General features: G+C 63.3%; 12 protein-coding genes, 1 tRNA gene and 3 pseudogenes. 9 read left to right on the top strand and 7 right to left on the bottom strand.

Going from position 1 to position 12,880, the window contains the following annotated elements; genetic code table 11:
* Nucleotides 1-10 precede the first annotated feature (10 nt).
* Nucleotides 11-1,255, top strand: coding sequence for a sulfite exporter TauE/SafE family protein (locus AUQ37_RS04780; RefSeq protein ID WP_235584933.1), 1,245 nt, complete (start codon nucleotides 11-13; stop codon nucleotides 1,253-1,255).
* Complete coding sequence (locus AUQ37_RS04785; protein WP_058747633.1) at nucleotides 1,252-1,521, top strand: DUF1634 domain-containing protein; 270 nt, start codon at nucleotides 1,252-1,254, stop codon at nucleotides 1,519-1,521. Before AUQ37_RS04780 ends, AUQ37_RS04785 begins: the two co-directional genes overlap by 4 nt.
* Before the next feature lie 39 nt (nucleotides 1,522-1,560).
* Here the strand turns inward: AUQ37_RS04785 and AUQ37_RS04790 are convergent, their stop codons facing one another.
* The 4 genes and pseudogenes from AUQ37_RS04790 to AUQ37_RS13570 all read right to left on the bottom strand — a co-directional run bounded on the left by AUQ37_RS04790 (nucleotide 1,561) and on the right by AUQ37_RS13570 (nucleotide 7,329).
* Nucleotides 1,561-3,015, bottom strand: a complete 1,455-nt coding sequence (locus AUQ37_RS04790) for a pyridoxal-dependent decarboxylase (protein ID WP_058747634.1) — start codon at nucleotides 3,013-3,015, stop codon at nucleotides 1,561-1,563.
* Nucleotides 3,002-4,344: pseudogene (locus tag AUQ37_RS04795) on the bottom strand (diaminobutyrate--2-oxoglutarate transaminase family protein). The gene AUQ37_RS04790 and the pseudogene AUQ37_RS04795 overlap by 14 nt, the downstream one beginning before the upstream one ends.
* Before the next feature lie 401 nt (nucleotides 4,345-4,745).
* Nucleotides 4,746-6,062 carry a replication-associated recombination protein A gene (locus AUQ37_RS04800; RefSeq protein WP_058747635.1) on the bottom strand — a complete coding sequence of 439 codons (1,317 nt, stop codon included), beginning with the start codon at nucleotides 6,060-6,062 and terminating at the stop codon, nucleotides 4,746-4,748.
* Nucleotides 6,059-7,329 (bottom strand): annotated as a pseudogene (locus tag AUQ37_RS13570) (replication-associated recombination protein A). The gene AUQ37_RS04800 and the pseudogene AUQ37_RS13570 overlap by 4 nt, the downstream one beginning before the upstream one ends.
* Nucleotides 7,330-7,529: 200 nt before the next feature.
* Between AUQ37_RS13570 and AUQ37_RS13575 the strand changes: the two are divergent.
* The 3 genes and pseudogenes from AUQ37_RS13575 to AUQ37_RS09940 form a co-directional block, all read left to right on the top strand.
* Nucleotides 7,530-8,132: pseudogene (locus tag AUQ37_RS13575) on the top strand (MATE family efflux transporter); the annotation flags it as partial.
* Nucleotides 8,133-8,202: 70 nt separating this feature from the next.
* Complete coding sequence (locus AUQ37_RS04810; RefSeq protein ID WP_058747636.1) at nucleotides 8,203-8,628, top strand: MATE family efflux transporter; 426 nt, start codon at nucleotides 8,203-8,205, stop codon at nucleotides 8,626-8,628.
* A 46-nt stretch (nucleotides 8,629-8,674) separates the two neighbouring features.
* Nucleotides 8,675-8,845 carry a hypothetical protein gene (locus AUQ37_RS09940; protein WP_157844286.1) on the top strand — a complete coding sequence of 57 codons (171 nt, stop codon included), beginning with the start codon at nucleotides 8,675-8,677 and terminating at the stop codon, nucleotides 8,843-8,845.
* A 48-nt stretch (nucleotides 8,846-8,893) separates the two neighbouring features.
* Here AUQ37_RS09940 and AUQ37_RS04815 read toward each other — a convergent pair.
* Nucleotides 8,894-8,980 (bottom strand) — tRNA-Leu (locus AUQ37_RS04815).
* Between the two features lie 92 nt (nucleotides 8,981-9,072).
* Nucleotides 9,073-9,291 carry a hypothetical protein gene (locus AUQ37_RS04820; RefSeq protein ID WP_235584936.1) on the bottom strand — a complete coding sequence of 73 codons (219 nt, stop codon included), beginning with the start codon at nucleotides 9,289-9,291 and terminating at the stop codon, nucleotides 9,073-9,075.
* Between the two features lie 204 nt (nucleotides 9,292-9,495).
* Here AUQ37_RS04820 and AUQ37_RS04825 point away from each other — a divergent pair, with 204 nt between their 5' ends.
* From AUQ37_RS04825 to AUQ37_RS09955, 4 genes are all read left to right on the top strand, one after another.
* Nucleotides 9,496-9,693 carry a hypothetical protein gene (locus AUQ37_RS04825; protein WP_058747637.1) on the top strand — a complete coding sequence of 66 codons (198 nt, stop codon included), beginning with the start codon at nucleotides 9,496-9,498 and terminating at the stop codon, nucleotides 9,691-9,693.
* 417 nt (nucleotides 9,694-10,110) lie between these two features.
* Complete coding sequence (locus tag AUQ37_RS09945; protein WP_157844287.1) at nucleotides 10,111-10,500, top strand: hypothetical protein; 390 nt, start codon at nucleotides 10,111-10,113, stop codon at nucleotides 10,498-10,500.
* On the top strand, nucleotides 10,419-10,790 hold the full coding sequence (locus tag AUQ37_RS09950) for a hypothetical protein (protein ID WP_058747639.1): 372 nt from the start codon (nucleotides 10,419-10,421) through the stop codon (nucleotides 10,788-10,790). Before AUQ37_RS09945 ends, AUQ37_RS09950 begins: the two co-directional genes overlap by 82 nt.
* Nucleotides 10,791-10,908: 118 nt before the next feature.
* Nucleotides 10,909-11,046 (top strand): hypothetical protein, encoded by a 138-nt coding sequence (locus AUQ37_RS09955; protein ID WP_157844288.1) that lies wholly within the window; start codon nucleotides 10,909-10,911, stop codon nucleotides 11,044-11,046.
* A gap of 148 nt (nucleotides 11,047-11,194) precedes the next feature.
* Here the strand turns inward: AUQ37_RS09955 and AUQ37_RS04840 are convergent, their stop codons facing one another.
* On the bottom strand, nucleotides 11,195-12,811 hold the full coding sequence (locus AUQ37_RS04840; RefSeq protein ID WP_058747640.1) for an inositol monophosphatase family protein: 1,617 nt from the start codon (nucleotides 12,809-12,811) through the stop codon (nucleotides 11,195-11,197).
* Between the last annotated feature and the right edge of the window lie 69 nt (nucleotides 12,812-12,880).

The raw sequence follows: 12,880 nt of genomic DNA on the forward strand, positions 1-12,880 counted from the left end.
TAGCCCCGGCATGACCTCGACCGTAAAGGTAAACATGCGCGTCTGCGACAAGAAATGCAGGATCACCGCCACCCACAAGGAGAACGGGGACCTCATCGAGATCGTCTCGGACTGCAGCAAGCTGCAGAAGATGGGGGAGGACCTGAAAGAGGTGTCCTCGGACGATATCATGGACGTATACCACAGCAGGATCATGTCCCCCGAGGTGCGCGGGAACGTCTGCTTCGAGTGCCTCGCCGTGCCGGCGGTATTCAACGCCGCCTGGCTCGAGGAGGGCATGATCTCCAAGAACCTGGCCCGGAAATCCGGAAGCAACTCCGTGAATTCGACGAGCTCTGAAACGTTTTTCCCCCGCCGGGGGGCATCGGGCCCGCTCCCGGCGGAGTTCGCGTCAGTTTATTATCTGTCCCCTTCATGGAGAGGCCCGATGGAACCCTTCCTGCTCCTGGTGCTCATGGTCATCGCGGTCGGCGCGGGCATAGTGGGCGCCCTGTTCGGCCTCGGAGGCGGCATCGTCTTCGTCCCGGTGCTGACGATCCTCTTCGGGCTCGATGCCACCGAGGCGACCGCCGCCTCCCTCGTCGGGATTGTGGCGACCTCCACAGGCTCGGCCACCAGCTACATCAGGAAAGGGATGTCGAACGTCCGCCTCGGGATGATGATGGAGATCACGACGACCCTGGGAGCGGTATCGGGTGCGATAATCGCCGCCTACCTGGACAACACCGTCCTCATCGTGCTGTTCGCCGCCGTGATGCTGTACTCCGGCATCAAGATGGACCTGTCCCCCGAGAGGCATTATGCCAGCACCGACGAGAAGGACTCCCGGTTCACCTTCTCCTACGTCGAGGCGGGCGCGGAGCCCTCTGAGCAGAAGTACACCGTCCAGCACGTGCGCGGCGGGATGGCCCTGTGCACGGTGGCCGGAGCGGTATCGTCGATGACCGGCATCGGAGGGGGGTCGATAAAGGTCCCCCTCATGAACATCTACATGCACCTGCCCATTAAGGTCGCCACCGCCACCAGCAACTACATGATCGGGATAACTGCATTCTCCGGGGCGGTTATCTACTTCCTGATGGGGGAGATCATCCTGGACGTCGCCGCCGCGGTCGCCATCGGAGCATATATCGGGGCCAGGCTGGGCACCCGCATCAGCTCCAGGATCAACGCCAAGGCGCTCAAGAGGTACATGACCGTGGTCTACTTCTTCATAGCCGCCGTGATGCTGTGCCAGGCAGGAGGGATCATATGAGCCTGAACTCCGACACCTCCAACGTCCTCCACTGGGGGACCCTCATAGGGCTGTCCATCATGTGCGTGGGATTGCTGCTGAGCGTCCTGGACGTCACGGACCTCCTGCTGGCGGCCGGGATACTGGTCCTCATCTTCACTCCGGTCGCCGGGATAGCGGCGGCCACTTACAACCTGAGGAAGGAGCACGATACGTTCTGGACGAGGATCGCCTACGCCCTGTGCTGCGTGATCGTGATAGGCATGCTGGCGACCGTGTTCCTCTGAACCGCCCGCCGGGGAAACCGAAGGCTGTCCGGGGCCCGGTCAGGAGAGCGAGGTCCCGATCTCCTTGATCCTGGCTATGATCGAGTCGATCGTAGCGTGGTCCAGGTTGGGGTTGAGGAGCGTGAACTTCAGCATCACGCGGCCGTCCATGACGGTCTGCCCGATGACTGTGCCCTCGTCCATCAGGCGGCGCCTGATCCCCTTGTTGACCCCGTCGCCCCTGTCCAGGGCGAACACGACCGAGGAGATCTCCGGTTCCACGGGGGCGATGAAGTCCGGGTCGGCGGAGATCCTGCGGTAGAAGTAGGCGGCGTTCTCCACGGCGGTGTCGATGAGCCTCCCGTAGCCTTCCTCTCCGCGGGTCTGGAAGGCCATGAAGACCTTCAGGGCGTCGAAGCGGCGGGTGGTCTGCATGGACTTGCCGACCAGGTTGATGTATCCCTCCTCCTCGTCCTCCTCGCGGTTGAGGTAATCGGCGTGGAGCTCGAAGCATTTCAGCCTCTCCCCGTCCTTCATCAGCAGGGCCGAGCAGGAGATCGGGAGCAGGAACATCTTGTGGAAGTCCACCGTGACCGAGTCGCAAAGGGAGACCGCGGAGATCCTCTCCCTGTACTTCCTGCTCATGATGAGCCCGGAGCCGTAGGCGGCGTCGGCGTGGAGGTGCATGCCGTAGCGGTCGCAGAGCGCCCTCATGCCGCGGGCGTCGTCGATGGACCCGAAGTCGGTCGTCCCGAGGGTGGCGACGGCGCAGAACGGGAAGAGCCCCGCCCTGACGTCCTCCTCGAGCATCTCCGCGAACGCGCCGAGGTCCATCCTGCACTTGGAGTCCACTGGGACCTTCCTGACCGCCTCATACCCCATCCCGAGGATGTGGCAGGCCTTCTCCATGGTGAAGTGGGAGACATCGGACGCATACAGGCGCAGCTTCCCGAACTCGGGGGGCAGGCCTTTCTTCTTGACGTCCCAGCCGAACTTCTCCATGCAGTACCAGTCGCGGGCGGCCAGTATGGCCGAGATGTTGGACTGGGAGCCGCCGGAGGTGAAGTACCCGTCGGCGGTCTCGGGCGGGAAGCCGTAGAGCCCCTCCAGGCCCCTGATCATGCTGACCTCGAGCTCGGTGGCGGCGGGCCCCTGGTCCCAGCTGTCCATGCTGTCGTTGAAGCAGGCGATGATGAGCTCCGAGCAGATCGACTCTGTCAGCGCGGGCGAGTGCAGGTGGGGCATGTACTTGACGGACCAGGTGCGCAGCATGTTCGGCAGGATGACCTTCTCGGTCTCCTCCAGGACCTTATCGAAACCCTTCCCCTGAACGGGCAGGAACCCCAGGTCCCTGACCTCCTTCCTCAGCTCATAGGGGCCGATCCCGGAGAAGGCGCTCCCGTCGGAGTACGATGAGAGGACAGCCCTCAGGGTCTCCTCTATCATCTCTGTGAATCTTTTCTTCACATCCTCCGAATCGGAGAGGAGCACCGGGATGCTGTCAGACGCGGGCATCGGCGTCCACCTGCCTGATGACCTTCTCGAGGACGGCCATTGCCTTCTCGATGTCGGAATCGGGTATGTTGAGCGCGCAGAGGCACCTCATGACGGCGCCGTTCCTCCCGCCCCTCTCCATGATGAGGCCGTTCTCGAAGCACAGCCTCTGCACGCGGGCGGCGATGTCCCCGCTGGGCTCGGGAACGCCCATCAGGTACTTCGGCCCGCGGGGGTCGATGAGCTCGATGCCGTACATCAGGCCGCGGCCGCGGACGCGCCGATGATGGAGACCTCCTTCTGGAGTTTCCTGAGGCGGCCCATCATGTACTCTCCCTTGCGGGTCACCTCGGCCAGGAAAGCGGGGTCGCTGATCCTCCTGATCACGACGGTCCCCGCCGCCATCGCCAGCTGGTTTCCGCGGAAGGTCCCGGTGTGCGCCCCGGGGCCCCATTTGTCGAGGTCCTTGTTGTAGACGACCACGGACAGGGGCTGCGATCCCCCTACGGCCTTGGAGATGAGGATGACGTCGGGGACGATGCCGGAGTGCTCGAAGGCGAATACGTTCCCGGAGCGCCCCATCCCGCACTGGATCTCGTCGCAGATGAGGGGGATCCCGAGCTCCTTGGTGACCCTGCGGACGGCCTGCAGGAACTCGTCGGGAGCGGGGATCACGCCTCCTTCTCCCTGGATGGCCTCGAGGATCACGGCGGCGGGCCTGGTGACCCCGCTGTTGGTGTCCTTGAGGAACCTCTCGAAGTAATTGATGCAGGCCCTGGTCCCCGCCTCGCCGCCGATGCCCATCGGGCAGCGGTAGGAGTACGGATAGGGCATGAACTGGACCCCGGGCATGAGGTTCTGCACATGTTCCTTGGGGTGGAGCTCCCCGGTGAGGGCGAGGGCGCCGTGCCCCATGCCGTGGAACCCGCCGGAGAAGGCGATGACGGTGCCCCTGCCGGTGGCGGTCTTGCAGAGCTTGATCGCGGCATCCACGGCGTCAGTGCCCGAAGGGGAGCAGAACTGCACTTTGGCCCTGGAAGCGAGCTCTTTGGGGATGATGGAGAGGAGGGCATCGACGAACCTGTCCTTGACGGGTGTCGCAAGGTCCAGGGTATGGAGCGCGGCTCCCGACTGGATCAGGTCGACCATCGTCCGGTTCACCTCGTCGTCGTTGTGCCCGAGCGCAAGGGTCCCGGCCCCGTTGAGGAAATCGATGTACTTCCTGCCGTCCGCATCCTCTATCCATGATCCTTTCGCGGACTTGATCGCGATAGGGAATTTGCGGGGATAGCTCCTGGCGGAGGATTCGTACTCGTTCTGATGCTCAACGAAGTACCGGTTGTTCTGCATAAGTGCTCGAAAAAACCCATCATATAAAAAACATATAACTAAAAATTCTGAATAAAATAGATATTTGTCTAAAATTATTTTATAATATCCATTGCCCATCTAACAAAATAGACTACAAACAATTGAAATATCCGTAACGGAAAATTCCGGGCCGGAAGCACCCCAGATCATGGGAGATGCGCATATAGGTGCATTCGCGAACTCGCAGGAGAGATGAAACCAGGCCCGAAAAACAGTAACAGTAACCCAATTAGTCTGACATGCTTCTTTGCGATGAGTTCCGATGTTGCGGCCCCGAACGCCCAGCGTCTGTGTCGCACTGGGTCCGGGGAGGCTCTTATAATATTAAAATTGGCCCCAGCAGGCGGCCTTACGGATGCATCATCCATCCTGGCGGGCGTTCAGAGAGGCGGGTCCTTCCTGATGCCCGCCTTCCAGTCCCTGATCGCCTTCAGCCTGCGGGCGTAATACTTCTCGTCGCCCTTGGTGCCGGGAACGTAGTACCTCCTGTCCCTGAGCGAGTCCGGAAGACACTGCATCTTCGTGATCTTCTCCTCCGAGGCCTCGGCATGCTGGTACCCCTTCCCGTAGCCGAGGCCCTCCATGAGCTTGGTGGGCGCATTGCGTATCTGCATGGGCACAGGCTCCCCGGGGGAATGGTGGACGTCCCAGAGAGCGTGCCCTATGGCCATGGGCACCGCATTGGTCCTCGGGGCCATCGACATGTAGATGGCCGTCTCCGCGAGGATTAGCGCGCTCTCCCTCTCGCCGAGCTCCGAGCAGGCCTCGTAGCAGGCCGCTGCCATCTCCATGGCGGTGCTGTCGGCCAGACCGACGGTCTCCGGGGCGGCCTCCATCAGCCTCCTGGCTATGTACTTGGGGTCCTCCCCTCCCGCGAGCATCCTCGCCAGCCAGTAGACCGCCGCGTCCGGGTCGGTGTTCCGCATCCCTTCGTGGAAGGCCGAGATGATGTTGTAGTGCTCCTCGCCGTTCCGGTCGTAGCGGACCGCACGGTCCCCGAGGCTCCCACTGATCGCCTCCTTGGTAACGATATCCCCGCCGGACAGCTCGACCGCAGTCTCGAAGGCGTTCAGCGCCGCGCGGGCATCGCCGTCGGCGAAGGCGGCGATCCTTCTCAGGCCGGCGTCGGAGCACTCGATGCTCCTGCCCGGGAAGCCCTCGGCGGCCGCCTTCTTCAGAAGGGCGGTTATGTCCCCCTCGGACAGCTTCGAGAGGACGAAGACCTTGCAGCGGGACAGCAGGGCCGAGTTCAGCTCGAACGAGGGGTTCTCGGTGGTGGCGCCGATGAGGGTTATGCTCCCCTTCTCCATGTACGGCAGGAACTCGTCCTGCTGGGTCCTGCTGAAGCGGTGGATCTCGTCCACGAAGAGCACGGTCCTTCCGCCGCGAGAGGCCCTCGCCTCGGCGTCCGACATGATCCTCCTGATCTCCGGGACACCGTCTTTGACGGCCGATATCGATACGAACTCTGCCCCCGTGGAACGCGCGATTATCCCTGCCAAAGTGGTCTTCCCGGTGCCGGGAGGGCCCCAGAGGATCATCGAGGGCACCCTGTCCGCCTCGATGGCGTGCCTCAGGAACTTCCCCTTCCCGAGGAGGGCCTCCTGCCCCACATACCCGTCCAGGGTCTTCGGGCGCATCCTGCTGGCCAGGGGCTCGGGGTCCTCGGTCCCTGTATCCAATGATGTCTGGGTCATTCGGGAGGCTCCCCGCGGCGGCCGGCCTTCCAGTCCCGGATCCCCTGCAGGCGCTTGGAGATGTACGCCTCGTTGCCGCGGTTCCCCGGCTCATAGTAGATCCTGTCCTTCAGGCCGTCCGGGAGGCACTGCATCTTCGTGACCTTGGCCTCGGTCCCCTCAGGGTACTGGTATCCCTTCCCATATCCCAGCTGCTCCATGAGCTTCGTCTCGGCGTTCCTGAGCTGCATGGGGACGGGTTCGTTCGGCTTCCCGCGGACATCTGCTATCGCGCCTTCTATCGCCTTCGCGACGGAATCCGACCTGGGAGCGAGGGAGAGGTATATCGCCGTCTGCGCGAGCGCGAAGCGGCATTCGGGCATGCCCATGTTCTTGCAGGCGAAGAAGCAGGACACCGCCTGCAGCATGGCATTGGGGTCGGCCATGCCGACGTCGTCCCCCGAGAACTCAATCATCCTCCTGGCGATGTAGCAGGGGTCCTCCCCGCCGTCCAGCATCCTGGCCAGCCAGTAGACCGCGCGTCCGGGTCCGAGTTCCTCATGGATTTGTGGAACGCGGATATGAGGTTGTAGTGCTCCTCGCCCGTCTTGTCGTAGAGAAGGGAGCGCCTGCTGACGCAGTCGGCGACGGCTTCCTCGGACACCATGATGGCCCCGTTCTCCGTCGGGGAGTCCGAGGCGGCCGCCTCCAGGGTGTTGAGGGCGGTGCGGGCATCGCCGTTGGCGAACCTCGCGATGACATGCGCCAGATCGTCCGATATCACCGCCTTCGTCCCCGGGAACCCCTTCTCGGCGGCGCGGAGGATCAGCCCCGCGACGTCATCCTCGGACAGCGGCTTCAGGACGAACACCTTGCAGCGGGACAGCAGCGCCGAGTTCACTTGGAACGACGGGTTCTCGGTGGTGGCGCCGATGAGGATGATGCTGCCTTTCTCCACATAAGGCAGGAACGCGTCCTGCTGGGCCTTGTTGAACCGGTGGATCTCGTCCACGAACAGCACGGTCCTCCTCCCGGACGCGCGCCTCTTCTCGGCGGCGTCCATGATCGCGCGGACCTCCTTCGCGCTGCCGGTGACCGCCGAGAAGGGGATGAACTCGGCCGAGGTGCGGACGGCGATTATGTGCGCCAATGTCGTCTTCCCGACGCCCGGCGGGCCCCAGAGGATCATGGACTGCATGCGGTCCTGCTCGATCATCATCCTCAGCACCTTGCCTTCGCCGAGCAGGTGCTCCTGGCCGACAAAACCGTCCAGGCTGTCCGGGCGCATCCGCCCTGCCAGCGGCTCCCCCGGCCCGCGGACGGGCTTCCGGGCCGGTTTCGGCTCGTCTCCGAAAAGCGTTGTCTGCGCCGTGACCTTCCCCTCCTTTTTCATGGACAGCATAAGGATTAACTAGATAAACGCTAGACGGAGGGCAGATGCACGGAACCGATGTCCTGACCTCTGAGCCCCGCACCGCTCTCAGGGCGATGGCGGTGCCGATAGTGATCTCGCTCCTGGTGGCCCAGATTAACGCGTTCGCGGACACCTTCTGGTGCTCCGGGCTGGGAGGGGAGGCGCTGGCCGCCCTGGGGCTGGGGATCCCCATGTATGCCGTCGTCGCCGGGATCGGGAACGGGCTGGGGATCGGCATCTCCGCCGCCGGGGCCAACAGGATAGGCGCGGGGAAGAGGGACGAGGCCGCCGAGATCGTCAGGCAGGCCATCCCCGCGATGCTCATCGTCTCCCTCGCTGCCGCTCCGCTCTTCCTTCTGGCCGGGAGGCCCGTGGTGGATTGGATGGGCAGCGGCGGAAGCGTCAGCGGGGAGGCCTGGGAGTACTGCATCCCCTGCTTCATCTGCTCGGCCGCCATCATCATGCCCAACATCTACGCCGGGGCCCTGCGCGCCGAGGGGGACGCGAGACGCTCGATGTACATCCTGGCCTTCGGAGCCCTGCTGAACATGGTCCTGGACCCGGTCTTCGCTTACGGCCTCGGATACGGGATATCGGGCCTCGCATGGGCGACCTCGGTTTCCTCCGCGGCGGCGGCCGTGCCCGTGGCCTACTGGTACCATGTGAAGAAGGACACCGAGCTCCGCATCTCCTACGGAGGGTTCAGGTTCAGGAAGGGGCCGGTGAAGGCGTTTTTCCTCCATCGGGGTGCCCAAGGCCGTCGAGCTCGACATCTTCTACATCTTCAACATCCTGATGCTGTACTTCTTCGTGAAGGTCGGAGGCCCGGACGGGTCCGCCCTCTACAATTCCGCGTACAAGTACGTCGACCTCATCGGAGTCATACCTGCGGGGATCGGCGGGGCCATCGCCACCGTCTGCTCCGCCCAGTTCGGGATGGGGGACTTCGGCAGGATACGCAGGACCGTGTCCGAGGGGCTGAAGATATCCCTCATCGCCGTGACCGCTGCCGCCGCCGTGCTGTTCGTGTTCTCCGATTGGTTCGCGGCCGTGTTCGCATCTGGGGACTCGGCGTACCTGAGGGCGGACCTGGCCCGCACCATCGCCTGTACTGCCTGTTCATACCGATACTCGTCCTCAGGGACATCGGATCGGCCCAGCTGCAGAGCATAAGGATGGCAGGGTCCTCGATGGCGTCGCGCTCATCAGGAACCTGGAGATGACCGCCGCGTTCTGGGCAGCATCGTATTTCTCGCTCGATGCCGAATGGTGGGCGCTGATAACCGGGCACTGGCTGGGGGCCCTGCTCATGTGGGCCTGGGCAGAATGGGGGCTCAGGCTCAGGGAGCGCGAGCACAGAAAAGCAGAAGCGGGGAGAGAGGCTACATGACGGGGCCGCCGGGGGGAAATGCCCTCAGGCAGGCGGAAATGAGAGTAATGGTGCAGAGAGCGGGATTCGAACCCGTGGACCGCTAGGGATTAGACCCTGAATCTAACGTCGTTGGCCATGCTTGACTATCTCTGCAGGTGGGGTTCCCCATCGCGTTCTTCTATTAAAGGATAAGTGTTGGAAGAAGTTTGTGGAGTTTGATTTCCTGTCCGGAGATGTGCGTCCGTTCAGGCGTTCATGATCTTCATCCAGCCGCCGGACTCGTAGACGGCCAGGTTCCTCTTCTTGAGGATCGCCTCGAACTCATCCCAGGAGATGACGTCGAGACGCCCGTTGGTGCCCTTGGTGAACTGGACGCCCTCGGTGCCCTTGACCTTTCCGGGGTTCAGACCCTTTATCTTCGCTATCTGCTTGGCCTTGGCTATTGTTATTCTCTCCATCGCCATTTCAAAACCTCATACTGCAGTTTCTCTTAATGAAGATAAACTCGCTGAATAGTATATAAGACTTATCGAAAATTCAGGTTCCGAGTTGCAAAAACGTCATATCTGGGTCTTTTTGGCTGCGAGTTTGCCGATATATCCCGGCCCGTTCTCCTGCCGTCTGGGGCCCTGCCAAAAACTATTATCGGCGGTGCCCATCATGAGTCCATGGACGGCAGCGGCGGAGCGGTATCCCTGACGGACGACATGACCCCCTCGAGGGCGCTCTCCCTCGGGACCAAGCTGGGGTCCGTATGCCTGAAGGTGGCGGTAGGGCGCGACGCGAACCCGAGCAGCCAGATGATCGCGGCGGCCTTCATGGCCGGCCTGACCTCCGCCGGCGCGGACGCATCGACGCAGGGATAATCCCTGCGCCCGGCCTCTGCATAGCGTTCAGGGACCGGGTCGACTGCACGGTCCATGTCGGCTCCCCCGACGATTACGGGCACATCGCCGGCATCCGCATCCGCCTCCCGGAGGGCTCCCCCTTCCCGCTCGAGCGCCTGGACGGCGCGGACGGAGAGCTCCCGCCTTTCAGCGACGTCGGCTGCATACGCTCCGAGCCGGGAGCGGTGGACGCGTACATCGATTCGTTCCCCGAGGGCGAGGGCGGAGGCTACATCCTCTCGGACACCGGAGGGAACAGCACGTCCGTCTGCGCGGACCGCATCCTGAAGAAGAGCGGGGCGGACCCGATCGGCCTGAACGCCCACATAAGCGGCGGCGCCCCTCCCCGCTCCCCCCGGCATAGACAGGGCGGAGCTGGCGGGGCTGTCTAGCTTCGTGAACGCGAGCACCGGATCCATAGGCATAGCGTTCAACGGCGACGGCACCAGGCTGGCCCTCCTGGACGAGAGCGGGAAGTTCGTCCCCGGGGACAAGCTCCTGGCGATAATGCTGCTGGCCGTCAAACCGTCCAAGGCCGTGGTCCCCTATGCCTCCCCCAGCATCGTCGACGATGCGTTCTACAGGTACAGGCCGCGCGGGAAGAACGGCGGAGGGCTGATCCGCCACGGGAACTCGCTGGAATCGATAATGAGGCCGCGAAGGACAGCGGGGCCGATTTCGCCGGCACCCTGGACGGCCTCTTCGTGTTCCCGAAGAGGACCCAGTGCCCGGACGCGCTGGCCGCCGCGGCCGAGATCTCCAAGCTCGCGGGGGCCAGGAGCATAAGGAACGTGCTCGAGGGTTTCCCCAGATACACCGTCAGGAAGACCTACGTGGACTTCGACGGGTATTTCAGCGCCTTCACCGACCGCTTCCTGAACTCTGTGAAGGATGCGGACGTGAGCAGAGTCGACGGCGGCGGAGGGCTCTGCATCCAGATGAGCCGCGGGATCCTCTACGTCAACCCCGACCCGTCCGACCCGAAGAGGATCGAGATCTCGGCGGAGTCCGGGGACCCTGTTTACCTGGCGACCATGCTCGATGAGGCGGAGGAGCTCGTCCGCGGCTCGATCTGACCTTCGCGGGGCCTGCGGGTCGGCCTTGGTGCCGTCGGCGTACAGCATGTCGAGGCGGACCTCATCGCCCGCTGAATTATAGGCTTTCCAGCTGGTCCTGTCGTACGGCTGGCAGGTGATGAAGTGCACCCCGCCCATGCTCCCGAAAACCTGCAGGTCGTCCTCCGACGCCTCGTTGGAGTACCCTGGATGGGAATGGGCCGAGCCGGTCCTCTGGAAATCGATGGGGTCCATCCAGTCCATGATGAAGCTGTGAGAGTCCCCGAACACCGTCCCCGGGAGCATGACCATCTCGTCGATGATGCCGCCGTGCGCCCGGTGCAGGCAGATGAACTCGTCCGGGTAAACGGACCTCGCGGATTCGTTCAGGGCATCGATGAAATCGATGCTGACCCCTTTGATGTTCATGACGAGTTCACCAGCTTCTCCGTCAGGCTCTTGTAGAAGTCGCGGTCGAAGCGGATGATCCTGAAGCTCTGGGAGGACCTGACGAACGTCAGCCTCGATCCGCCCTCGACCTTGTGCTCCAGGAGCCCGTCGATGACCAGCAGGCATCCCTTGTCCAGCACGCAGTCGACGTCCACCTTGCTCCAGCTGGGCACCACGATGGGCCGGGAGGAGAACTTGTAGGCTGCCATCGGTACGATGACGAGGGCGTCCACCCGGGGGTCGACCACGGGGGCGCCGAGGCTCATCGCATAGCTGGTGGACCCGGTCGGGGTCGAGATGATGATCCCGTCCGCCCTGACCTCCGTGGCTAGCCTGTCGTCGACGTAGATCCTGAACTTCCTGATCTTCGCGATGGAATCGGAGTGCACCACGGCCTCGTTGACGGCCGGGTCGAACATCTCGTCCCCGCAGGCGGTGTCCAGCTTGAACCTCTCCTCCATGGTGTAGTCGCCGTTCCTGAGCCTGGCGATGCCCTCCTCTATCTGGGAGGGCTCGAGGGCGGCCAGGAACCCGACGCCGCCGGCGTTGATGCCCATGACGGGCGCCGAGTTGGCGTTCAGCGTCCTCAGGATGGTGCCGTCGCCGCCGATCGTTATCACGGTGTCCGCATGCATGTCGGAGATCTCGAGACCGTCGTCCCTCCCGAGGACCGCGGCGGCGGACTTGTCGAGCACTATGCTGGCGTCCCCCAGGGACTCGATGACCCTCTCCACGTAGCCCCTGACGCCGTCCACCTTCGGGTTGGCGACGATGCCGTAGACCCTTCTCCTGCCGGACATGAGGTGCTTGCGGGTGATGAAATCATAGAGGGACGGGCTGGAGACCGCGATGAAGTTGCCGCGGGTCTCGAGGTCGAACGGCATGTCGAAGTCCGCGCCCTCCAGGGTGTAGATGTATCCCCCGGCCTCCCTGAGGATCAGGTACGAGGCGGCGATGTCCACCACGCGGATGGCGCGGGTGTACCTCTCGGAGTTCATGTAGAACCCGTCGGCGGTGCCCTCGGCGACGAACGCCATCTCCAGCGAGGAGCAGCCGTAGGAGCGGGAGGATTTCACCCTCTTCCCGAGCTCCCAGGCGGACGGATGGGCGCCGTTCCCCGTGTAGATCATCATGAGGAGGGAGCTCTCCTTCGGGGCGCGGACATGCAGCCTGCGCCCGTTCTTGTACGCCCCCTTCCCCTTCTCGGCCCAGTACTCGTCCCCGGTCGCCGGCATGAACAGGTAGGCCAGCCTCTCATCGGACAGCCTGGCCGACCCGATGGCCATGGACACGGTGTACAGCGGGACCCCGGCGATGGCGTTGTGCGACCCGTCGATGGGGTCGAGGACCATGGTCTCCTCCGCGCCGTTGTCGATGAAGCCGATCTCCTCGCTCAGGACGTTCAGGGCGATGTCGTTCCTGACGATGTAATCGAGGACGGTGTTCTCGGCGACCTTGTCGATGAGGGCGGTCGGCGTGCCGTCCGCTCCCATCTCGATGTCCCTCCCCTTCTCCTCCTGCGTCGGGATCTTGTCGATGTTCTCCTTGACCGCCGCCCCGATGGCCTTGAGGACCTCCAGCGTGACTTCCATATGGACCTTGCTATCATACGTGCGCGTATAAAGACAGCGCACCGGCGCACTTTTTTTTTTATCGCGGCG

This window comes from Candidatus Methanomethylophilus sp. 1R26 (assembly GCF_001481295.1).
Lineage (GTDB): Archaea > Thermoplasmatota > Thermoplasmata > Methanomassiliicoccales > Methanomethylophilaceae > Methanomethylophilus.